The organism is Marinitoga sp. 1155, from assembly GCF_001021175.1.
Classification (GTDB): domain Bacteria; phylum Thermotogota; class Thermotogae; order Petrotogales; family Petrotogaceae; genus Marinitoga.
Genome location: NZ_AZAX01000007.1, coordinates 22543 through 45524, shown reverse-complemented (window position 1 = coordinate 45524; position 22982 = coordinate 22543). Strand labels below are relative to the sequence as shown.

General features: G+C 28.8%; 22 protein-coding genes. 2 read left to right on the top strand and 20 right to left on the bottom strand.

Features of this window, described 5'->3' with window-relative positions; genetic code table 11:
- Positions 1-8: 8 nt before the first annotated feature.
- The 14 genes from X274_RS03580 to X274_RS03515 form a co-directional block, all read right to left on the bottom strand.
- Positions 9-515, bottom strand: a complete 507-nt coding sequence (locus X274_RS03580; RefSeq protein WP_047265452.1) for a deoxycytidylate deaminase — start codon at positions 513-515, stop codon at positions 9-11.
- Entirely contained in the window at positions 512-1639 is a 1128-nt protein-coding gene (hemW, locus tag X274_RS03575; protein ID WP_047265438.1) for a radical SAM family heme chaperone HemW, read from the bottom strand. Before hemW ends, X274_RS03580 begins: the two co-directional genes overlap by 4 nt.
- Positions 1629-2474 carry a hypothetical protein gene (locus X274_RS03570; RefSeq protein ID WP_047265437.1) on the bottom strand — a complete coding sequence of 282 codons (846 nt, stop codon included), beginning with the start codon at positions 2472-2474 and terminating at the stop codon, positions 1629-1631. Before X274_RS03570 ends, hemW begins: the two co-directional genes overlap by 11 nt.
- Before the next feature lie 147 nt (positions 2475-2621).
- Entirely contained in the window at positions 2622-3017 is a 396-nt protein-coding gene (gene atpC / locus X274_RS03565) for an ATP synthase F1 subunit epsilon (protein WP_047265436.1), read from the bottom strand.
- A 14-nt stretch (positions 3018-3031) separates the two neighbouring features.
- Positions 3032-4441, bottom strand: coding sequence for a F0F1 ATP synthase subunit beta (gene atpD, locus X274_RS03560; protein WP_047265435.1), 1410 nt, complete (start codon positions 4439-4441; stop codon positions 3032-3034).
- Positions 4442-4458: 17 nt separating this feature from the next.
- Positions 4459-5295: an ATP synthase F1 subunit gamma gene (atpG, locus tag X274_RS03555; RefSeq protein WP_047265434.1), complete on the bottom strand. Its 837-nt coding sequence runs from the start codon at positions 5293-5295 to the stop codon at positions 4459-4461.
- A 14-nt stretch (positions 5296-5309) separates the two neighbouring features.
- A complete protein-coding gene (atpA, locus tag X274_RS03550) occupies positions 5310-6827 on the bottom strand; it encodes a F0F1 ATP synthase subunit alpha (RefSeq protein ID WP_047265433.1) in 1518 nt (505 codons plus the stop codon).
- Between the two features lie 6 nt (positions 6828-6833).
- Entirely contained in the window at positions 6834-7388 is a 555-nt protein-coding gene (gene atpH / locus X274_RS03545; RefSeq protein ID WP_047265432.1) for an ATP synthase F1 subunit delta, read from the bottom strand.
- On the bottom strand, positions 7385-7876 hold the full coding sequence (atpF, locus tag X274_RS03540; RefSeq protein ID WP_052913158.1) for a F0F1 ATP synthase subunit B: 492 nt from the start codon (positions 7874-7876) through the stop codon (positions 7385-7387). Before atpF ends, atpH begins: the two co-directional genes overlap by 4 nt.
- A 38-nt stretch (positions 7877-7914) precedes the next feature.
- Entirely contained in the window at positions 7915-8211 is a 297-nt protein-coding gene (locus tag X274_RS03535) for a F0F1 ATP synthase subunit C (RefSeq protein WP_047265431.1), read from the bottom strand.
- A gap of 61 nt (positions 8212-8272) precedes the next feature.
- Positions 8273-9097: a F0F1 ATP synthase subunit A gene (atpB, locus tag X274_RS03530; RefSeq protein WP_047265430.1), complete on the bottom strand. Its 825-nt coding sequence runs from the start codon at positions 9095-9097 to the stop codon at positions 8273-8275.
- 15 nt (positions 9098-9112) lie between these two features.
- Positions 9113-9451: a hypothetical protein gene (locus tag X274_RS03525; protein ID WP_047265429.1), complete on the bottom strand. Its 339-nt coding sequence runs from the start codon at positions 9449-9451 to the stop codon at positions 9113-9115.
- Positions 9384-9674, bottom strand: coding sequence for a hypothetical protein (locus tag X274_RS03520; protein WP_052913156.1), 291 nt, complete (start codon positions 9672-9674; stop codon positions 9384-9386). Before X274_RS03520 ends, X274_RS03525 begins: the two co-directional genes overlap by 68 nt.
- A complete protein-coding gene (locus X274_RS03515) occupies positions 9671-10141 on the bottom strand; it encodes a chemotaxis protein CheX (protein ID WP_047265428.1) in 471 nt (156 codons plus the stop codon). Before X274_RS03515 ends, X274_RS03520 begins: the two co-directional genes overlap by 4 nt.
- A gap of 156 nt (positions 10142-10297) precedes the next feature.
- Here X274_RS03515 and X274_RS03510 point away from each other — a divergent pair, with 156 nt between their 5' ends.
- The gene (locus tag X274_RS03510; protein WP_047265427.1) at positions 10298-11320 is read left to right on the top strand and encodes a 6-phosphofructokinase; all 1023 of its coding nucleotides are present in this window, start codon (positions 10298-10300) and stop codon (positions 11318-11320) included.
- Positions 11321-11349: 29 nt separating this feature from the next.
- Positions 11350-12240, top strand: coding sequence for a riboflavin biosynthesis protein RibF (ribF, locus tag X274_RS03505; protein WP_047265426.1), 891 nt, complete (start codon positions 11350-11352; stop codon positions 12238-12240).
- Between the two features lie 53 nt (positions 12241-12293).
- Here ribF and fliD read toward each other — a convergent pair whose 3' ends face one another.
- From fliD to X274_RS03475, 6 genes are all read right to left on the bottom strand, one after another.
- Positions 12294-14159 (bottom strand): flagellar filament capping protein FliD, encoded by a 1866-nt coding sequence (gene fliD, locus X274_RS03500; RefSeq protein WP_047265425.1) that lies wholly within the window; start codon positions 14157-14159, stop codon positions 12294-12296.
- Positions 14160-14174: 15 nt separating this feature from the next.
- On the bottom strand, positions 14175-14552 hold the full coding sequence (locus X274_RS03495; protein WP_052913155.1) for a flagellar protein FlaG: 378 nt from the start codon (positions 14550-14552) through the stop codon (positions 14175-14177).
- Positions 14553-14627: 75 nt separating this feature from the next.
- Positions 14628-15467, bottom strand: coding sequence for a PHP domain-containing protein (locus X274_RS03490; RefSeq protein WP_047265424.1), 840 nt, complete (start codon positions 15465-15467; stop codon positions 14628-14630).
- Between the two features lie 2 nt (positions 15468-15469).
- Entirely contained in the window at positions 15470-19459 is a 3990-nt protein-coding gene (locus tag X274_RS03485; RefSeq protein WP_047265423.1) for a diguanylate cyclase, read from the bottom strand.
- A gap of 201 nt (positions 19460-19660) precedes the next feature.
- Entirely contained in the window at positions 19661-21829 is a 2169-nt protein-coding gene (locus tag X274_RS03480; protein ID WP_047265422.1) for a sodium-translocating pyrophosphatase, read from the bottom strand.
- Between the two features lie 60 nt (positions 21830-21889).
- The gene (locus X274_RS03475; protein WP_047265421.1) at positions 21890-22981 is read right to left on the bottom strand and encodes an HD domain-containing protein; all 1092 of its coding nucleotides are present in this window, start codon (positions 22979-22981) and stop codon (positions 21890-21892) included.
- Position 22982: the final 1 nt, after the last annotated feature.

Here is a 22982-nt window from a genome sequence, read left to right as displayed (position 1 = left end):
CTCCAAGGCTATTTTTTCATCATCTTAAATTCTACACCAGTTTGTTTAAAGAATAACTTAGTTAATGCATCAGGATAATTACCACCATATATCACTTTTTTTATCCCAGCATTAATTATTAATCTTGCACAAATAGAACATGGTTGGTGTGTTACATATATATAAGCTCCATCAGTAGAAATTCCGAATTTTGCAGCCTGCATTAATGCATTTTGTTCTGCATGAAGTCCGTAGCAAATCTCTTGATACTCTCCACTTTTTATTTTTAAATCATCTCTTATACAATTTATTTCATTACAATGAGGAAACCCTGATGGAGGTTGATTATATCCAGTCGCCAGTATTCTTTTATTTTTTACTATTACTGCACCAACTTTCCGATGTGCACATGAAGACCTTTCACTAACAAGAAAGGCTATTTTCATAAAATATTCATCCCAATCTTCGGAATTAGATTTTTTGTCAAATCTTTTGTTCAATAAATCTGCTATATATTCCTCCACTTTTTCTTTCATATCCATTCTATATTTTCCCTCACTTCAAGAATTTTTTCAAATACCATTTTAGATAAATCCTGGCCTTTTTTTGACAATCTAATTCTGTTATCCACTTTAATTAAGTCTGAAACCATTTGAATAAGTTTTTTGAAAAATTTTTCATATAATTTCCCATATTTTGTTTTTAATTTTTTCACTTTAATTCCATCTATTAATCTTAAACCCATGAATAATTCTTCCGTTAATTCTTCTAATAAGGTGTTTTCATTATAATATTCATATGGTATCTTATTTTCATTAAGATATTTAAAATACTTTTTTAATTCTGATGTTTTGGTATATCTTATATTATTCACATGTCCTCCTGCGGAAATTCCATAACCATAGTAATTTTCATTATTCCAATATATTAAATTGTGATTACATTCGAATCCTTTTTTTGACCAATTAGATATTTCATATCTTTTATATCCCATTCTGTCTAATTCTTCTATTATTAAGTCAAAACCATCTTCAATAAATTCATATTCTGGTAATTTCATTTTACCTTTGTCCAATAAGCTTTTTAATGGCGTAGGATGATTATCATCAAATATATAATAAGAAACATGTTGAGGTTGTAGTTTTTCTATTAATTCTAAATTTTTTTTTAAAATATTCATATTATCACCAGGTAATCCAAGAATAAAATCAAAATTGATATTAAAAAAAAATTTTCTGGCTAGATTAAATTTTTTTTCTATTATTTCATTGTTATATTGTCTATTCATAGCTCTTAAAATATTATTATCAAATGTTTGGATACCCATACTTAATCTGTTTATTCCAAGCATTTTGTAATTATATAATTTTTTTTCTGTTAATGTTTCAGGATTTGATTCTATCGTTATTTCGAAAGCATCGGTAATATTTAATTTTTTAAAAATATTTTCTATATATTTAATATCAACATAAGATGGGGTTCCGCCACCTAAAAAAACTGTTTTTATTTTTCCATCATATTTATTCAATTCTATATCTTTCATTAAATAATTAAAGTATTTTTGCTGTATATTAATATTTGTCGTTGAAGGGTAATCGCAATATAGACATTTACTTTTACAAAATGGTATATGTATGTATATCCCGATTTCAGAATTCAAAGAAAAAACTCCCTCCGTCTTTTGTAAATATTAAACTAAATGTGTTATTCATATCCAGTCTTGAAAAAAATACGATAAAATTCGATTTTTCTTTCATTTTTAATTGCATGCCAAAATAATAATCGCTTTTATTTATTTTTATAGGTGTTTGAAAATTTAAAAAAGGTGAAATTTCATCTTTATATAAAATACCATATGAATAATATCCTGATAAATATCTATTTTCAAAAATACCAATAGGAATTGAAAAAGAGTATCCTAATTCAGATATACCTATTATAAAGGGTAATGTAAAATATCTCTGTAATTGAAATGAATAATTTGATATATAATACTCATTATAATCCGTTGAAAAGATGGAACTTTTTATTATTGTAGGTATTAATATTTTATTTAAAGCTATACCTCTTTTTTCACTCCCACTTTTAAATACAGAAGTATATGAATATGAAAAATTTTTAGAAATCAAATCATTTTTATATTTTTTTATTGTTGTCGATAAAATAAAGGAGTTATTGTTTAAATCATATCCAATATCCAGGTCAAAAACTCTTTCGCCAGTTTTTAGTTTCACTTTCTTAAAAAAAATCTGTTGAGTTTTGTAAAATGTTATTTCGTCATTATAATTGATTCCTAATTTTGGGAATACATTAAAATTATTCATGGATATCCACAAGCCAATTTTAGATTCTTCTGATATATTCCATAAATTTTTAGAAATATATACATTCGTATTATTTATACTGATTGTATTTAAATTGAAAAAATAATTGTTAATTGAAAAAATACTTAAAGATAATAGCAATAATAATGCAGTAAATAGTTTTTTAAGCATAACTACACCTCCAATGAAAGTATTTTATTTAATTATAACATATTAATTTTAAAAAAACAGAAAATGATTATGGATTATTTAATTATATGTTTATTCCAATTCATTTATAATATTAATAGACTGTAAAAAAATAAGGCGCAAAGCGCCTTATTTTTTTACTATCGATATTCTTACCATATTTTTTTCAATTTCTGCCTGAACTTTAGCCTTTTCAGCTGTATTTTCTATTTGAGATAATTTAGCTTTTGCAGATTCAATAGCTTTCATGGTAGTTTCTACGTCTATTTCTTCAGGTCTTTCTGCAGCGGTTGTAAGTATTATCATTTCTTTTCCATCCATTTCGATTATTCCACCATGAATTGCAAATAATTCTTCTTTATCATCTTCTGTTTTTATTTTTAACGGTGAAACTTTGAGTTTTGCAACTATGGGAAGTCGGTTTGTTAAAACTCCTATTCCACCTTCAACTGTTGTGAATTCGGCATATTTTGCTTTTATTTCAGCTTTTATTCCTCTGGGGGTTACTATTTTTAGATTAAACATTTTTTACCCCCTCCTTAGACTTTTATTCCCATTTTCTTTGCCTTTTCTATTGCCTGTTCTATTGTACCAACCATATAAAATGCCTGTTCAGGAATATGGTCGTATTTTCCTTCTAATATTTCTTTGAACCCTTTTACTGTATTTTCGACTTTTACGTATTGACCGCTAATTCCAGAGAATTTTTCCGCAACAAAAAATGGTTGTGTAAGGAATCTCTGAATTTTTCTTGCTCTTTGAACTGTTAATTTATCCTCTTCTGATAATTCTTCTATACCAAGAATTGCAATTATATCCTGTAAGTCTTTATATCTCTGTAATACCTGTTGAACTCCCCTGGCAACTTTGTAATGTTCTTCCCCTAGAACAGAAGGATCCAGTACTTTTGATGTTGAATCTAATGGATCAACAGCTGGATATAACCCGAGTTCAGCGATTTGCCTTGAAAGAACAATAGTTGCTTCAAGGTGTGAAAATGTTGTTGCCGGAGCCGGGTCTGTAATATCATCAGCTGGAACATAAACTGCTTGAACTGATGTAATAGAACCATCTTTTGTTGAAGTTATTCTTTCCTGTAATTGACCAACATCTGTTGCTAATGTTGGCTGATATCCAACAGCAGATGGCATACGCCCTAAAAGAGCTGAAACTTCTGAACCAGCCTGAACAAATCTGAATATATTATCTATAAATAATAATACGTCTTTTTTCTGAACATCTCTGAAATATTCTGCCATTGTTAATGCTGTTAATGCTATTCTGAATCTTGCTCCCGGCGGTTCATTCATCTGTCCAAATACAAGAGCTGTATTTGGTAAAACACCTGATTCCTGCATTTCCAACCATAGGTCATTTCCTTCTCTTGTCCTTTCACCAACACCGGCAAATAATGATAGCCCTTTATGCTCAATTGCAATATTTCTTATAAGTTCCATAACAAGAACGGTTTTACCAACACCAGCACCACCAAAGAATCCTATTTTACCTCCTTTTGGGAATGGGGCTAATAAATCTATAACTTTTATACCCGTTTCCAGTATTTCGATATCTGTAGATTGCTCCTTAATTGTTGGAGGCTCTCTATGTATTGACCAGTACTCTTTAGCTTCAACATCACCTCTTTCGTCAATGGGGTCACCCAAAAGGTTAAACATTCTTCCAAGGGTTACATCACCAACAGGGACCTTAATAGGAGCTCCAGTATCTACAACATCAAGTCCTCTTTTTAATCCATCGGTTGAATCAAGAGCAACACATCTTACTGTATTATCACCGATTAACTGCTCAACTTCCAATACCAATTTTTTATCTGTATATGGATTAATTACTTCAAGAGCATTATAGACTTCCGGTAATTTGCCTGTTTCAAATTTAACATCCACAACGGGGCCTATTATACTTACTAATTTTCCAACATTTTTTTCCACTTATTACACCCCCAATATTATTCTTCCTGCAATGCCTGAGCACCATTTACTATTTCTATTAATTCCTGGGTTATAGAAGCTTGCCTTGCTTTGTTATATGCAAGGGTGAGCTTTTCAATTAAATTTTTTGCATTATCAGTAGCATTACGCATTGCATTTTTTCTAGCATATAATTCACTTATTTTGTTTTCATATATAATTAAATACATTTTGGACAATAAGTATAAATAAGCAGCTTCTTCAAATAATTCTTTTGAATCAGGTTCATATTCGAATCTTGGATCCATTGAACCTTCAAAATTTATAGGTAATAACTCAACAACTTCCGGTTTTTGAATTAAAGCATTTTTAAATGCACCATAAACGACCTTTACTTTACCTATATTTTTATCTTCTATAATATCGATAATATCGTCCAGTATATATTCAGCATCTTCCTGCTTTGGTACATCATATAATTTAGTTCTTGAAAGCAATAAATTTCCTGTTTGTTTTAGCTCTATTTCACCTTTTGAACCAATATTATAAAAACCTATAAAATCATCTGTTTTATTAGCTAAATCATTTGCAACTTTTGTAAGTTCCATTGGAAAAGCTCCACATAATCCCATATCTGGTGTAATAACTACAATCAAAGTTCCTTCTTTTTTTGAAGTGTATATGCTATCTTCTACTGGAGCAATTTTTTTCATTATTTTTTCAGAATAATGCGCATAATCTTTCAATGAAGAAATTTCTTTGACAACTTTATTAGCTTTCGCAGCAGCAACCATTTCCATGGCTTTGGTTATTTTCATTGTGGATTGTGTTGAGGCTCTACGCTGTTTTAATATCCTAAGTTTTCCTCGACTCATGAGTTGTCACCACCCTAAGCCTGAAAAGCTGATTTGAAATCATCTATAGCTTTTCTAAGCTCTTTATCCAGTTCTTCATCTATAACTTTTTTGGTTTTTATAGACTCTAATATTGAAGGTTTATTTGATTTTAAATATTGTAAGAATTCTTTTTCAAATTTATTTATGCTTAATGTTGGGATATCATCAAGATATCCATTAACACCAGCAAATACAACAGCAACCTGTTCTTCAACTTCCATAGGAACATATTGTCCCTGTTTTAATAATTCAGATAGTTTTTCTCCTCTGATTAATTGTTTTCTGGTTGATTCATCCAATTCTGTTGCAAATTGTGCAAAAGCTTCCAATTCTCTGTATTGAGCTAAGTCTAACCTTAAACTACCTGCAACCTGTTTCATAGCTTTTATTTGAGCAGCACCACCAACCCTTGAAACAGATAAACCTACATTAACAGCAGGTCTTTGTCCGGCGTAAAATAATGATGGTTCTAAATAAATCTGACCATCTGTTATAGAAATAACATTTGTTGGAATATAAGCTGAAACATCATTTGCCTGTGTTTCTATTATAGGTAATGCGGTTAATGAGCCACCACCATAACTTTCGTTTAATCTGGCAGCCCTTTCTAATAATCTTGAATGTAAATAAAACACATCTCCAGGATATGCTTCACGTCCTGGTGGCCTTCTTAATAATAGCGATAATTCCCTATAAGCTGCAGCATGTTTTGAAAGATCATCATATACAACCAGTGCATCTTTTCCGTTGAACATGAAATATTCACCCATTGCCGCACCAGCGTAAGGCGCTAAGTATAACAATGATGCTGGATCGCTTGCGCTAGCAGCAACAATTATTGTATATTCCATAGCACCATATTCTTCTAATTTAGCTACAGTTCTTGCAATAGAAGAAGCTTTTTGACCTATCGCAACATATATACAATTAACCCCTTTACCCTTTTGGTTAATTATTGTGTCTATAGCAATTGCTGTTTTACCTGTTTGTCTATCTCCAATGATCAATTCCCTTTGTCCTCGGCCAATTGGAATCATTGTATCAATAGCCTTTAGACCGGTTTGTAAAGGTGTATCAACAGGTTTTCTTAAAACTACACCAGGAGCTTTATATTCTATAGGTCTTGTATGTTTAGTGTTTATTGGACCTTTTCCATCTAAAGGCTCGCCTAACGGGTTAACAACTCTTCCCAATAGTTCTTCGCCTGCAGGGACCTGAGCAATTTTGCCTGTTCTAACTACTTTATTTCCTTCTTTGATAAGTTTATAATCACCTAAAATGATTATACCAACATTATCTTCTTCAAGATTTAATGCCATCCCACTTACTATTTCTCCGGTATCGGTGTGAACTTCAACCAATTCACTTGCCATAACATCCTTTAAACCATATGCCCTGGCAATGCCGTCACCAACCTGCATTATCCATCCAACTTCTTTTATTTCACCTGATTCATAAGCTTTGATGCGTTCCTCTATGACTTTTTCAAGTTCATCAGGATTTATTCTCAAAACAAATCACCCCCGCTTGGAAGCGTACTCGCGTCCGATTTTTTCCAGAATACCTTTTATTGAATAATCAAATATTTTATCTTCTAACTGTAGTTGAATACCACCAATTAAATCTTCGTTTAATTTTGTATTTAAAATAACATTTCTTCCTGTTTTTTGATGTATTATATTTTTTAATTCGCTTATCATATCTGCGTTGATATTATAAGGTATAGTTATATCAACTTTTACCAATTTCTTTAATTCATTATTTTTTTGTTCTAATAATGTATATATTATGGGTATCATTAATTGCCTATTTTTATATACAAGAACTTTGATATATCTATTAAAATTCTTATCATCAATATCTGCAACTTTTACTATTTGCATAACAATATAATCCTTTGGTAATAAAGGATTTCCTATTAAATCATAGAAAAGAGAATCATTATTAATTTTATCTACAACATTTTTTAATGCTTTAACGTATTTGTCGAGTTTATTCAGTTTATTTTCTTTTGAAAGGAACTCTATAAATGCCTCAACATATCGAGTTGCGAGTGAAATAGAAAATTTCATAATTTTTCACCCTTACTTAAAGCTTCAAATGCTCTTTTTACTATTTCTTCATTTGCTTTTTCATCGATGTTTTTCTTTAAAATCATTGAAGCTATAGCTATTGATAATGATACTACTTTATTTTGTATATCTTTATAAGCTTCTTCCTTTATTTCCTGAGCTTCCTTTTCAGCAGCAGAAATTATTCTATTTTTTTCGGCTAAAGCATCTTCTTTTGCAGTAGAAATTATACTTTTGGCTAAATCTTCAGCTTCTTTTATTATACTCTCTTTTTTGTTTCTTACTTTTTCTAATTCTAAATTAGCCTGATTTAATTTCTCTTCAGCCTCTTTACGTAATTTTTCTGATTGGTTTAATTCACTTTCCACCAGTTGTCTTCTTTTTTCAGCTATTTCAAAGAAAGGTTTATAAAGCATAACCCATAAAAAATATGCCAATACTGTGAAGCCTATTAAATTCACTATTGATGTAAAATTAAAATCTAACATATATTACACCCCCTTTTATGGGGATTTTTACCCCGAAATTATGGTAATACTATTAACATCAATAATGCAATAACAAGAGAATATAAACCTGTAGATTCAGTAACAGCCATAGCAAGTAACATACGAGTCGTCAATGAACCAGCCATTTCTGGTTGTCTTGCCATAGCGTCCATAGCATGACCACCAACAGTACCTTCACCAATACCAGGACCAATAGCGCCTATACCCATAGCCAAACCGGCACCAATAAATTTACCGAGATAATATAAACCAGTACCTAATGCAGCTTCATTACCAGAATTTACTATTTCCTGTGCAACCTGTTCAATAGCCATTCTAATCAACCTCCTTAAAAATTTTAAATTTTAATAAATAAACCAGATTATTTTTTAAGATTTATTCTTCAAGTAATGAACCCATATATGCTATAGCCAGAAGAGAAAAAACAAACGCCTGTATTAATCCTACAAATATGCCAAAAAATCCCCATAAAAATATAGGCAGTACAAAATATTTCAACATATAACTTATAATTAAAACCAATATTCCTCCACCGAAAATATTTCCGAAAAGCCTCAAAGAATGCGAGACAGGTTTAGCCAGTTCTCCAATTATATTTAAAGGTAATAACAAAGGTGTTGGATCAATAAACATTTTTAACCATTTGGTAAATCCTTTTGATGATATGGCAAATATATGACTTATAACAAGAACCATAACAGCAAAGGTAGCGTTTGTATTTAAATCTGAAGTCGGTGTATACCAGGTATCAGTAAATAATCCAATTTTTAATGTGTTTTCAATGGGCGTAACATTTATTCCAGGCATTCCTGAAATTAAATTAGCAATTAATATGAATAGAAATAATGTTGTTGAAATAACATATATTGGTTTTCTATACTTTTTATTAGGAACAGCATCTTCAACTAATTCCCAGAAATATTCCAATAAAGCTTCTACCAATGCCTGCTTTTTACCAGGGATTAGTTCGAATTTCACTCTAGATGCAAACAATATTAATATAAGTATAATTACTACTGACATAATGACTGTCATGGGGTTAATGGTGTTTAAAAATGATGGATTTTCACCAAAAGAATATGTCCATCTCAAGCCAACACCCTCTAAATTAGCTGAAGGAAAAAATATAAAATTGATAAGTCCAGCTATAATATAAATAAAAAATAAAATCTTTAAAGTTTTTTTCTGTTTTTGAGTCATCATTATTCCTCCCCATTATTTTGGTGAAATAAATGCTGCAAATTTCATATTCATAAGACCTAAAAATGCTAAAAACAACCCGTCTTTTGAAATTAATCCTGCAACAAGCAAGATTATACCAAAAAAAGCGTATCTAATCATATAACCTTTTGTAATTTTGTGTTTTGGTTTGGTTAATAATGTATTAATTTCCTCGGTTATCATTAAAATTCCAGCTATTGCTCCAAAACTGCCGATAAAAATTAAGAAAGTATTTAATTTAAAAAAATATATTAATATCAAAAACTCAATTATCGAAAGAATTATTATTTTTATTATTATCTCTTTTGCTTTTGCTTTTAGTTCTGAATTCATTATTCTGTTTTTTTGCCTCCTTTAGCAATTCAATAATGCCATTATATAATCCCGAAATCACTCCTAAAAACAAAAAAAGCACTTTCCACAAATCATTTTGTGTAAATGATGATAAGATTGAACCGATTATGAATCCTATAAATATATTGGCAAGTACAGCTAAAGCAAAGAAGAGTATTAGATTTAAATTTGCAAACACTTTGATATCAAATTTTTGTTTCATATCGAGCTTTTTAATACTACAAAAAATTCTTCTGAGAATTTATTATCAATATTCATAGGAAATTTTAATGATATACCATCTTTTATAAAAATGATATTATTTCCATGCATTATTGAAGGTGGAGTGATATTTATTTTATATCCCAATTTTTCTAAATTTACTGCAATTGCACCTGAAATCATATTTCCCAATTCGCCAAGTGCGCTTAAACTCATTTCATCTAATTTTTCAACGGGCATTCCCATCATCATTTGAGAAACAATAACTTTAGCTGATTCTATTGATAATCCCATGTGAATGTTGCCGTCTAAATCTCCAATGAATCCTATAGTAACAACAACTTCGTATGACCTATTATCCCCTTTGTCGACAACAGGTTTTTGAATTACTATATCCATATTATTTGTTGCCATTTTAAATGTTCTTGAAAAAGCTTCAAGAATCGAGTTTATTACTTTAGCATTCATACTAAGTCCTCCTTTAATTATTTCATAAAATATTATACTATAATTTTAACTAAATTACAACATTATAATAATTTTCGCAATTGGGAAATTTCTGGTATAATAATATATGCTTGTAATTAACTATAGTCATATTATTTATTTTGGGGAGGGAGCAAAATGAGAGTTGGTATATTAACTGGTGGTGGGGATTGTCCAGGATTGAATGCTGTTATAAGAGGAATTGTTCATGCAGCTGGTGAAGGGTTTGAAACGTATGGTATATTAAATGGATGGAAAGGTATGTTAACAGGAGAAATGATTAAATTGGATAATGATGATGTTGAAGGAATTCATATATTAGGAGGAACGATTTTAGGAACAGCAAGAGTAAATCCTTTTAAAGAAGAAGAAAGCAGAGAATTGCTTGAAAAGAATTTTAAAGAAATGCACTTAGATGCTTTAATATCTATTGGCGGAGATGATACTTTATCAGTAGCTGCAAAGTTGTCAAGTTTAGGATATCCTGTTGTAGGAGTTCCAAAAACAATAGATAATGATGTTTCAAATACAGATTATACATTTGGTTTTCATACTGCTGTTAATGTCGGGGCTGATGCTATTGATAGATTGCATTCTACTGCAAAATCACATCAGAGAGTTATGATTGTTGAGTTGATGGGTAGAGAAGCAGGATGGATAACTATTGAAGCTGGAATGGCGGCTGGGGCTCATTTGATTTTGATACCAGAGTTTCCAATGACCATAGATGAGATTATTAATTACATAAATAAGAGAATGGAGAAAAAGAAATATATGATTATAGCTATTGCAGAAGGATTTAAACCAACTGAATTGGAACAGGTTGTTGCAGATAAATCTACAATTGATGCATTTGGGCATATTAGACTAGGGGGAATAGCCCATTATTTAGCAGAAATAGTTGAACAAAGAACAGGTTATGAAACGAGATCTGTGGTATTAGGTCATCTTTTAAGAGGTGGAACACCTACGGCTTTTGATAGAATTTTAGGGACAAGATATGGAGTTGAAGCTATGAATCTCATAAAAAATAGAGACTTTGGAAGGATGGTTGCTTTAAAAGGAAATCAAATAGTATCTATCCCTCTTGAATATGGGGTAGCGACAAAAAAATTAGTACCTTTTGAATATTATAAATTGGCACAATTATTTTTTGATTAATAAAAATTATATAGAGGTGAGTTTTAATAATGAATTATGCAGTAGCTATAGGTACATTTGATGGCGTTCACAAAGGTCATCAGGTTATTATAAAAAAAACGTTGGAAATTGCACAAAGGAATAATTTAATACCAAAAGCTTATATTATGAAATATCCGGCAATTAGGTATTTTGGAGAATTTAGTGGTGTAATTTTGCCTTCATATAAGCGTCAGGAGTTGCTTGAGAAGATGGGGTTTGAAACAGAAGTTTTTGATCTGTTAGATGTTATTCATATTACGCATGGTGAATATCTGGATTTTTTGTTACATAATGGAATGAAGGCTATTGTTTGTGGTGAAGATTTTACATTTGGGAAAGATAAAAAGGGAAATGTTTCTTATTTGTTATCTGAACAACATAAAAAGAATTTTTTGGTAGAAGTTTTAAAAGATATTAAAACCTCAGAAACAAGGATAAGTTCAACGTTTATTCGACGAACATTGATTAATGGGAAGATTGAAGAAACTAATAATTTATTGGGAAGAAATTGGAGTGTTGAAGGACCAGTATATGAAGACAGACATATTGGATTTAGTTTAGGGTTTCCTACAGCGAATATAGATATACGTTATAAAGAGGAAGTTATATATCCAAAATATGGTGTGTATCTGGTAAAAGGTGGAGTGAAAAACACAAATCGTAAATTTTATGGACTTATGAGTGTTGGATTAAGACCAACATTTAATGAAAACATAAAAAAGCCTAAGGTTGAAATTTATTTTTTGGATTATTTTGGTGATCTCTATAATAAAATTATAGAGGTTGAAGTATTGCATTTTCTTAGGGAAGAAAGAAAATTTAATAGCAAACAGGAGCTTATAAATCAGATGATAAAAGATGAAGATAATGCAAGAAGAATAATTAATAAATTAAGGTAGGCAATTGCCTACCTTAATTTATTAATTATTTATTTATTTATTTAATTATTTATTTATTTCATAAATGCACTTGTAATCCATGACCCCTGTGCTTGCATTTGAGATACAGATTGTTCCATTGCGGAGAATTTTTGCCAGTAATAAGCTTCTTTTCTTTGAAGCTGATCGATTAATGAAGTCATTCTTTTTGCAATATCTCTCATTTCAAGCCCTATTGTCCCGGTAGTACCGGATATTTGATCTATTGTACCTCCAAATTTTGTAGTATCCCATATGTAATCTTTGAATTTAATAGCGATACCTTTATTATTATCATCTTCATATGCGAATAATTTCCACACTTCTTCAGCGTTATTTTGAATAGCTGATTTAAGTTTATCTTCATTAATTTGGAGTATTCCTTTCATGGTGTTTTCATATGTTCCTCCAGCATCTCCTGAATTTATTCCAATTTCGTATAATGAACTATATTTGGCATTTACGTTAGAAGACCATGAAATAACCCCATAAGCCATATTTCTTAATGAATCAAATATATTCTGTAAATTGTCATCACCTTTTAAAACACCTTTTAATTTATCATCTTCAGACAATGTTTCACCTTTCTCTGGCTTTACCGACTCTTCATTTAGTTTTTCATAAATATAACCTATAACTTCATTATATTTGTCTACAAATTCTTTAATTTTATCATAAGTAGCATCGGCATCTTGAGTAACCTGAACATCTATCCAATTTGAGGAAATTGATTTCAAATTCAATGTGACATTATTGTATTCTACAGTATTTCCCCATGTGGTTTTGGTTAAATCAGCAGTGCCATCACCATCCAGGTCTATTTCAACATTTGCAGCGGTACCAGGAATAATAGTACCCATATAATTTCCGCTGGTATCAATCCAGGATAAATCGTCTAATACATTTGTCTTATTTGCACCTGTTGAATCGCCATCTTCAATTGTTATTGATTGAGGACCCCCTTCTTTATTTCGTATCATCAATTTATCTTCATTTTCATCATACCATGCTATAACATCAGCATTTGATGCGTTTATCCTTGCAATTAAATCGCCTAATGTATCTGTAGAGCTTACTGTTATTTCTGTTCCGTTAATTCTTATGATCCCCGAAGTAACATCTGAACTTATGTCGGATAATATTTTTGAGGTATTTACTGCTCCAGCATGAACGGTGCTTTCTATATATCCTGCTGTTGCTCCTCCAGGTACAAAATCAGAACCTTCGAGATTAAAAACTTCTGTAAAATTACTTGTATCAGATGAATCACCTAACAATATGCTTGAAACAGACCCTTCCTGGCCGGCTTTTTCTTCAATTCTTAATTTTCCATTGTTAAGTGAAGCGGTAAAATAAGTTGAATTTGCGTCTATTTGATTTATTATGTCTCCTATAGTATCTGTACCAGAAAAGTTTATTGTGACACTTTCCATTATATTTCCAGAGGAATCAAGAGCCTTTAATGTAAATGAACCAGCAACTGGAGTTGTTCTTCCGTTTAACTGGTAGTATTGTGTTGTTAAGTCAGGTATGTTTCCTAATGTATTTGTAGGTGTAAATGATGTAGATGAAGACAAAGAATTAATTTTAACTTTAAAATTTGTATTGCTTGCTGATGTTGATGCAGTAGCTGATAAAACATTTTCATCACTTACCTGAACACTTTTTGGAATAAGGTTACTTTTTAATTTAAATGTGGCAAGAAAGTCCCAAAAATCACTAAGTTTAGAATCAACCTCTTTCCATGCTTTTTGTTGTAGTTGTAATTTTTCAAAATCATTTTGTAATCTTTCCAATGGTTTTCTCTCAACAGACATCAATTGATCTATTATAGATGATGTATCCAGACCACTTGCTATCCCACCAAATTGGAAAGAACCCAGATAACTATTCTCACTCATTATTAATCACCTCCGTTACGCACGTTCATCTAAGAAAATTCCTTCTAATTTATCAAGCATTTCTGCCATCTTTACTGCTGTTTCCGGAGGAATTTGTCTTATTACTTTTTTTGAATCTTTATCTACAATCTTAACTATAATCATGTTTACATCATCATTTACTTCGAATTTTACCTCACCTTTAAATATTTCTTTTAATTTGTTCAGTTTTTCTTCAATAGTTTTTGAAAGTTTTTTAATATTTATATTGGATAAATCACGAACATTTTTTTGAACATTTAAAGTATTTCTTCTTTCATCTTGGTTATTATCCTTTTTCGGAAATTCAATATCTTTTGTAAGCGAATCTATAAAACTGGAAAAATCACTGTTTATTCTATTCATTTCTCCCATAATTACACCCCCATAGGAATCCTTTCCTGATTATAAATTTCCTAATTATATTATCGGATATAATGAAAGAAAAGTTTAGCTTTTTTTATAATAATTTGTAACAAAATAATTAATAGTATCCTGTATAACAAAATTTTCAATATAAAGCCCTAATGAAACAAAGGGTTTATTTGAGCCATGAAAATCACTTCCTGCCGTAACTAATAAACCATTTTTTCTGGCCAATTCAATTAAAAAGTTTGTATAATGAGGATCACTTGAGTAATGAAAACATTCAATTCCGTCGAGTCCATAATCTTTTAATTCAATGATTAGAGATTCTAATTGAATGTTTGATAATCTTAATTTTTTTGGATGTGCAAGCACAGCAAAACCACCAGCTTTTTTAATGGCTTTAATGGTCTTTTTGGGTGAAAATTTAAATCTTTCAATATAACATTTCTTTCCTCTGGTTAAATATGTTTCTATAATTTGACTCACAGAGGTTCCATATCCCTTTTTTAAAAGAATTCTAGCAATATGAGGTCTCCCAATTGTATATAGCGATACACCTTCAAGATCTTCGATATCAATTCTAAAACCTTCTTTTTTTAATAATTCTATCATTAATCTGTTTCTTTCAATTCTTTTATTATAAATTGTTTTAAGTATTGAGTTTAAATAATCGTCATTTATATCTATATTATATCCGAGTATATCCATTAATGTTGGGAATTCAGCATTTATTTCAACGCCAGGTATATATTTTAAATTAGTTTTTTTTGCAAAATAAATAGCTTCTTTTTGTCCTTCAATTGTATCATGATCTGTAATGGAAAATATTTTTATTCCAAGATTACTTGCTTTTTTTATAAGCTGTTTTGGAGATAGTGTTCCATCTGAAAATGTGCTATGACAATGTAAATCAATTAGCATAATTAGACTCCTCTCATAACCTCTACTCTATTTTTGCCGCTATTTTTTGCTTTATATAAAGCGTCATCAGCATTTTTTATTATATTTTTTAATTTAGGTTCTTTAATAGTAGTGGTAATTGATGAAACCCCTATACTACATGTGATGTTTAGTTTGGTTTTTTCTAATAAATCAGTATTTATATCTTTTATAAGTCTTTTTGCAATCAATTCAGCATCATTAATATTGGTATTTGGTAAAATAATTAAAAATTCTTCTCCACCGTATCGGCAAACCATATCAAATTCTCTTAAATTTTTCTTTAAAGAATTTACCAATTCGGTTAATACCTCATCACCTTTTTGATGTCCATATTTGTCATTGATTTTTTTAAAATCATCTATATCAATTAAAATAACCGAAAAATCAAATTTATATCTCTCATATAGTCCATATAATTCTTTTAATTTATTTTCCATATATCTTCTTGTATATGCAGAAGTTAAAGGATCAACGATGCTGTGTTCGTAATGAGTAATCTTATCTAGAATTGAATATAGAACATCTTCAATGATGATTATATTATCCAGTATATCAGCAGCTTCTTTCTGAGAAAGTTCAATATTTGTATTTGATAGATAAATATGATATTTGTAATCTTTATAATCTGAAATATATGATAATCTTAAAGGTTTTGTGTTAAATTGATCTTTTTTTAATTCGTTTTCACTTTTAAAATTAAAGTTATATTCCACTTCATAATCATTGGTTATTATACGTATTAATATTTCATTTATAGGATATTTGTCTCTTAAATATTCTCCTATTTTATCGACCAGATATTTTGGAGAATCCGACTTTAATAAATCTATAATCAAATTGTTTATTTTTTCATATGAATGAATCTTTGAAATTAAATTATTATAATGATACCTTTCTATTTTAGAGTTCAAAGAATAGATTTCTTCATAAGTAAATGTTGGAATTTTAAAATGGTTGATTAAATAGGAATTAATCTCTTCAAATTTGTTTTTCATCATTAAATCATCATAAATTTTTTGAGCTTTTCTTAAATATTTTAATGATTTGAATTTTTCATTTTTTACGTTGTAAAATAATCCTAACCCTTCATATAACATGGCTAGAGACAGTTTTTTATCCTTGAATTCTGTGATTAAGTCTAATACCCATTTTTCAAATTCGCTGTTAAATGAATAACGGGCTAATTTTTTAGCAGTTATACTAACCATTTCTTCTTTTAAATATATTAAAGGATTATTTTTGAAAAATAGCCATGAATTATAAATGAGATTTTCATTTTTTTCGAACATAAGGTTGTATAAATTTTGAAAAAATTCATTTTTAGAAATTATGTCTTTATATTTTTTATTGCTTAACAATGTCTTATTTTTATCAAAAAAGGCTTTTAAAACAAAAATATTATTTTTTATATGTTTTAAGCTTGTTGATAAGAATTTTTTATTTTTTATATAGTTTTCTATTTTTCTCATATTGCTATTCAGGTTTGAATAATCTTTAGCATATAGAAAATAATAATTTTTTATATCATTAGCTAAAATATAACTGTTATAATCTTTATTTATTTTTGAATAATTTTCTGCGCGGTTTATCAATTCAAAAAATTCTTTTATATCTCCTTTATACAATTTATTATTTGCAATATTAATAAGGATTCTATTGTATGTATGATAATCCCCTATTTCCTTGGATATTTCCAGAACCTTTTTATTATAATATTCTGATAAATTTGAATTTAGACCTTCATACAATATAGCTATATTTACATATACTATTTGTGTTAATCGTTTATAATTTGTTTCTAAAGATATTGTCAAAGCTTCATTATAATATTTTAAAGATAATTCAGGCAAATCAGTTTCAGTCTTTATTCCGAGCATATTTAAAATCATACCTTTAATTGTTTTAAATCCTGGTAAATGTGTATATTGTGAAAAAATTTCTTCAAATTTAAGGTAATAATTATAAAAATCTTCTTTTTCAAGAGATGAAAAATTTAAATTTAAATAAAAATATATGAAAAGAGATTTTTTGTAATCAGATGTTTTTTTATCGTTTATCCATTGAAGAAGAAGTTCGCTTAATTTTTTTTCATCAGAGAATTTTAAAAATAAATAGGCAATATAATTATAAATTTTACTTTTGCTGATTTTTTCAATATATTGTTTCATGTCTTCGCTATATTCATTAAAAAAATATTTTTTAGAAAGATATATAGCAATTGCAGAAAAAGGAATATTTTCTGTCATGTTTTTTATTTCATTAAATCCATAATCTATAAAACTTAAATTTTGCCATTTAAATAAAGATTTTTTCATTTCTTTTATAATTAAAGCAATAGCACTTTTTACTTTATTTGCGTTTTTTAAATGAAATATCTTTTTTTTGAGCAATGTGTTTTTTTTAGATAAGTATATATGTATTTTTTCTTTTTCATTTTGTTCTAAAGTTTCATGAAATAAATTTTGATATATTAAATTAAAAAATCTATATTCATCATTTTCTTTTAATAATATATCTTTTTCAAGAGCATATAATATTGATTTATCAAAAGACATGTGGAAAAAATTTTCCAGATGTTCAATATCTTTTTGATTGAATCTAAATCCTAAAGTTGATAAAATTTTTAAATCTTTTTTTATATTTTTTGGTATTTTGGAAACTTTTTCTATTGCCAGATCTATTATTTCTTTATTTTTAATTTTTTCTGGATAAAATATGTATTCACCATTTTTAAATTCAATTATTTTAAGGGTATATAAATCTTTAACTATCTGAAAAATATTTCCTGGATATCCATCAGAAAGTTTATATATAATATCAATTATTTCTGGATATTTATTTAAAAAATCTGTTGACAGGATTATTTTTAATAATATTCTGGTTTTTTTTCTATCAAAAGGCTTTAATTCGATATATTCAGTATTTTCAAATTTTACTTTTGGTGGAATATGTGATAACAATATAAAAGAAAATGGAAAATCAAAACTTTTATTTATTAATTCTTCGATAAAATTTTTAAATTTAATGTCAATATCCTGGTAGTCATCCACTATTATTATTAATTTGAAGTTTTTTTCTTTCTGCTTAAAGTTTTCTATAAGATTTAAAAAGTAAAAAATATTCATATTTTCAGGTATTTTTAATCCAGGAAATATATCTTTTATATTTCGAGCATTGATAACAGTGTAATTTAATTCCTTAAATTTGAAATTCATAAATTTAATTAAACGAGTTTTTCCAATTCGTTGATTTCCGTAAATAAATATATGTTTTTTTCCCAGAGCTCTCAAAATTTTTCTTCTCTCAAGTTCTCTATCTATAAAATGGGGTATTTTTATTCTTTCAAATTGTTTTTTATGTTTAAAGAAATTCAATAATAATGTATATAAATCATGAACACATTCAAAGGGTTCTTTTTCTATTACATCTAAAAATTTTTCAATTTTTGTATTTTTAACATTCATTAAATTATACAATTTTTTTGCTAAAATTTTTAATACATCTATAACACCATTTTCATCGTTCTTTTCATTGATGATAATCTTTGGACTTTCTTTAGGGATAAAAATAGAAGGTATTAAAGTAATATTATCTGTTTCATCGATATAAATATCCTCAATATAAATATATGGAATGATAAAGTTCATTGAATGTGTCAGTCTATCGACGATATCATAAATTCTGTATAAAACATTATAATAAATTTCCTCACTTATTTTTATTTCAGTAATAGGAACTTCATTCCAATATTCTGTATAAATATAGTATTTTTCATTATTATACTCAATTTTTTCCGGTAAAATCAAGCCGAATTCATTTAAAGATTCTAAAGCTTTTGATACATTTAAATATGAATCATAATTAAATAGAAGCCTTTCCGTGATTCTTACACGGAAAGTTTTGTTATTTATTATTTTCAAATAATCCTTTCCAAATAATGTTTCTCTCAAGAAAACATTAAAATTTTCCAATATAATCGCTCCCAATAGATAGCACACCTGCGGTGGGCTATATGCAAAGAATTTATTTTAACAAAAATCAAAAACTTTTAAATAATTACTTTGTAATTATTTAACCTGCAGGGTTACACGCTGCCGCGGGTATAGGTTTAAATATTTTTTATTATAAAAAATCAAAAACTTTTAAATAATTACTTTGTAATTATTTAACCTTTAGAATAAATGATATATTTTAAATATGGAAACTGTGATTAATGAAGTAACGGCCATTATTTTTATCAAAATATCAAGAGAAGGTCCTACGGTATCTTTTAAAGGATCTCCTACAGTATCTCCTACAATTGAAGCGTTATGAGCATCCGTACCTTTCCCTTCACCTTCTAAATTTCCATTTTCAATATATTTTTTTGCATTATCCCAGGCTCCACCTGAATTTGCAGTGAAAATTGCAAGCATAACACCACTAAAAGTTGTTCCTGCCAATAATCCACCTACAAAATCTGTTCCAAAAATGAATCCAGATATTAAAGGTGTTAAAACTGCAATTAAAGCTGGAACTTTCATTTCTTTTAATGCACCATCACTACTTATTTTAATACATCTATTATAATCTGGTTTATTTTTTCCCTCCATTAATCCTGGAATTTCCCTAAATTGTCTTCGGATTTCTTCAACCATTTTTTCTGCGGCAGTTACCACAGCATCAATTAAATATGCACTGAAAAAATATGGTAAAGCTGCACCGAACAATGCTCCAGCTATTGTTTTTGGACTTAAAAGATTTATATTTAAAAAACTTTTTAAATCAATCTGCATGGAAGGATTTATTTGTGAATAAACAAAGGATGCAAATAATGATAAAGCTGCGAATGCTGCTGAGCCAATGGCAAAACCTTTACCAATTGCAGCAGTTGTATTTCCAACAGAATCAAGCATGTCAGTAATTTTTCTTACTTCAGGATCCAATTTTGCCATTTCACTTATACCACCAGCATTATCTGCAACCGGTCCATACGAATCAACAGAAACCGTTGCAGCAACAAACGAAAGCATTCCCATTGCTGCCATAGCTACACCGTATAAACCGGAAAAATAATCTGCAATTAAGATTCCAAACATTAACATAAAAACAGGATATAAAACACTTTTCATTCCCAACGCCATACCTTTTGATATTACAATAGCAGGTCCGCCTTTGGCAAATTTTGCTAATTCTTTTGTAGGCTTATATTTATCACTCGTATAATACTCAGCTAATAAACCTATTATAATACCGGAAAAAATGCCAACTATTGCAGATAACCATGGAGAATAAACACCAAATCTGAAATTCATTAATTTTAATTCGTCTTGAGGTAAATCTTTTAAATAATAGACGCTTAAAAAAAAGGTTAAAATTATAGTAATTGCCGCAGAGGAAAATAGCGAAATATTAAGTTCCTTATGCGGATTATCAGAACTCTTTTTAAATATTACATATAATATTCCTATCATCGCCCCAATCAATCCTAATATTGTGAAAAAAACAGGATAAGTTGATAATTTATACGTTGTAATATATGAAATTTCTTTAATATCTTTTGATATTAAAAAACTAGCGTACAATACTAAAACAACAGAAGAGATAATTGCTCCAATATAGCTTTCCAGTAAATCAGCTCCTAATCCTGCGATATCTCCCACGTTATCTCCCACATTATCAGCTATTGTTGCGGGATTTCTTGGATCATCTTCTGGTAAATTTAATTCTGTTTTTCCTACTAAATCAGCTCCCATGTCAGCAGCTTTGGTATAAATCCCACCACCGACTCTATCAAACATTGCAATGATGGAACAGCCAAGAGCATATCCTGAAACAGTCATAGCGAATGGGATATAACTTATTCCTAACCAATTTCTTATTACAACTATATTTTCCTTATTTAATTGTCCACGCCAGATACCAAATATTATATAAACCAATATTAACCCCAATAATGCAAATCCAGCAACAGACAATCCCATTACGCTACCACCCTGAAAAGCAACTTTTAGTGTTTTTCCTATATTTTTAGTAGTTCTTGCAGTGTTTGAAACCCTTACATTGGCATATGTAGCCATTTTCATACCGATATATCCAGCACTTCCGCTCATTAATGCACCAAGAATAAAAGCAATGCCAACATTTATGTCTGTTACAATCATAAGAAGAATAGAGATAAACACTACATATATACCAATAGTTTTATATTCATGATTTACAAATGTTTTTGCACCCTCTCTGATAGCCAAAGCGACCTCTTTCATTTTATCTGTACCTTCATCCAGTTTTAAAACCGAATAATAATTAAACATAGCAAAGCCTAAAGCGATTAACGGTATGATGATTATGTAATATAACATAATACCCCCCCTTTTTTGATGAAATGCGTATAATTTATATTAAAAAATTTTATAGGGGCTTTAGTTAAAAAAAGTCAATTTTTCAATTTCATCAATTAATTCATATATAAAATCAAAATTAAATTGCTTTAATTCCTTTTTCATATTAAAAAAGGCTTCCCGAAATAATATTTGCGAATTTCCGGATTTTATTTCAATGGCACATTCAAGCATGGCATTAAAAAGATCAGAAGCTCTAACATATCGTCCATATTCATTATCAAAAGGATTTATCATGTACTTTTTAAATTGTTCAAATATTGCTATAGTATCCTCATCTTTTTTTAACCATTCTTCTATCATCTCTTCTTCTATTGTTGATATAATATTTTCAAGACCTTTTACCTTTTTTTTAGTTGGAGTTATGACATCGCCAGTAAATGCTTCTGGAAAATCGTGCAAAATACTTGCAATAATTATTTCATCTAATAATTTATCATTATTCCTATTATTCAAATAATAAAATATAATTGCGGTAGATACCACCATGAAAGTATGAGATGAAACAGAGCTTTTTACATTTCTGTGGTTTTTATTCCATCTATACATGGTAGTTAATCGTGTTGAGGTTTTCAATACATAATTTAATATACTTTCCAATTCATTTATATGTTCCAAATTTAATCTCAATTTCCTCAAATTCTTTTCAGTTTCCTGCTTTGGACCTTCAAAATATTCTGGAAATATTCTACTGTTAATTTCCATTTCTTTTAATGAAACCATTAAATCAATGAATTGAGTATATTTTTTGAATTTTATGTCATAATCAGATTCGAAAAATTGAACAATTTTGTTTTCTTTCAATTCATCATAACTTTTTTTCAGAACCATTTTCCACATATTTTCATCTTTTTCTAATATCCTTTTTTTGGTATCTAATGAAACATCAGATAGAATAATTTTTGGGAGTTCTTTAAATATTTTTGCTTTAATATTAGAAGAAATAGACAAATTATATCCCTTTTTATTTAAATACTCAAGGGATATTAAGTTTAAAATTAAACTGTGAAAAACATTATCCGCTTCTGTAAATCGCAGCAATGCTGGTCTATTATTCCAGCGATAAATAGTAAATAAATTTGTTAATTCATATATACTTTTACCCAGACTCATA

Excerpts from the sequence above, each read along its gene's own strand:
- X274_RS03580 (WP_047265452.1), bottom strand. The coding sequence starts at position 515 with ATGAAAGAAAAAGTGGAGGAATATATAGCAGATTTATTGAACAAAAGA.
- X274_RS03570 (WP_047265437.1), bottom strand. The coding sequence starts at position 2,474 with ATGCTTAAAAAACTATTTACTGCATTATTATTGCTATTATCTTTAAGT.
- atpC (WP_047265436.1), bottom strand. The coding sequence starts at position 3,017 with ATGTTTAATCTAAAAATAGTAACCCCCAGAGGAATAAAAGCTGAAATA.
- atpG (WP_047265434.1), bottom strand. The coding sequence starts at position 5,295 with ATGAGTCGAGGAAAACTTAGGATATTAAAACAGCGTAGAGCCTCAACA.
- atpH (WP_047265432.1), bottom strand. The coding sequence starts at position 7,388 with ATGAAATTTTCTATTTCACTCGCAACTCGATATGTTGAGGCATTTATA.
- atpF (WP_052913158.1), bottom strand. The coding sequence starts at position 7,876 with ATGTTAGATTTTAATTTTACATCAATAGTGAATTTAATAGGCTTCACA.
- X274_RS03535 (WP_047265431.1), bottom strand. The coding sequence starts at position 8,211 with ATGGCTATTGAACAGGTTGCACAGGAAATAGTAAATTCTGGTAATGAA.
- atpB (WP_047265430.1), bottom strand. The coding sequence starts at position 9,097 with ATGACTCAAAAACAGAAAAAAACTTTAAAGATTTTATTTTTTATTTAT.
- X274_RS03525 (WP_047265429.1), bottom strand. The coding sequence starts at position 9,451 with ATGAATTCAGAACTAAAAGCAAAAGCAAAAGAGATAATAATAAAAATA.
- X274_RS03520 (WP_052913156.1), bottom strand. The coding sequence starts at position 9,674 with ATGAAACAAAAATTTGATATCAAAGTGTTTGCAAATTTAAATCTAATA.
- X274_RS03515 (WP_047265428.1), bottom strand. The coding sequence starts at position 10,141 with ATGAATGCTAAAGTAATAAACTCGATTCTTGAAGCTTTTTCAAGAACA.
- X274_RS03510 (WP_047265427.1), top strand. The coding sequence starts at position 10,298 with ATGAGAGTTGGTATATTAACTGGTGGTGGGGATTGTCCAGGATTGAAT.
- ribF (WP_047265426.1), top strand. The coding sequence starts at position 11,350 with ATGAATTATGCAGTAGCTATAGGTACATTTGATGGCGTTCACAAAGGT.
- fliD (WP_047265425.1), bottom strand. The coding sequence starts at position 14,159 with ATGAGTGAGAATAGTTATCTGGGTTCTTTCCAATTTGGTGGGATAGCA.
- X274_RS03495 (WP_052913155.1), bottom strand. The coding sequence starts at position 14,552 with ATGGGAGAAATGAATAGAATAAACAGTGATTTTTCCAGTTTTATAGAT.
- X274_RS03490 (WP_047265424.1), bottom strand. The coding sequence starts at position 15,467 with ATGCTAATTGATTTACATTGTCATAGCACATTTTCAGATGGAACACTA.
- X274_RS03480 (WP_047265422.1), bottom strand. The coding sequence starts at position 21,829 with ATGTTATATTACATAATCATCATACCGTTAATCGCTTTAGGCTTTGCT.
- X274_RS03475 (WP_047265421.1), bottom strand. The coding sequence starts at position 22,981 with ATGAGTCTGGGTAAAAGTATATATGAATTAACAAATTTATTTACTATT.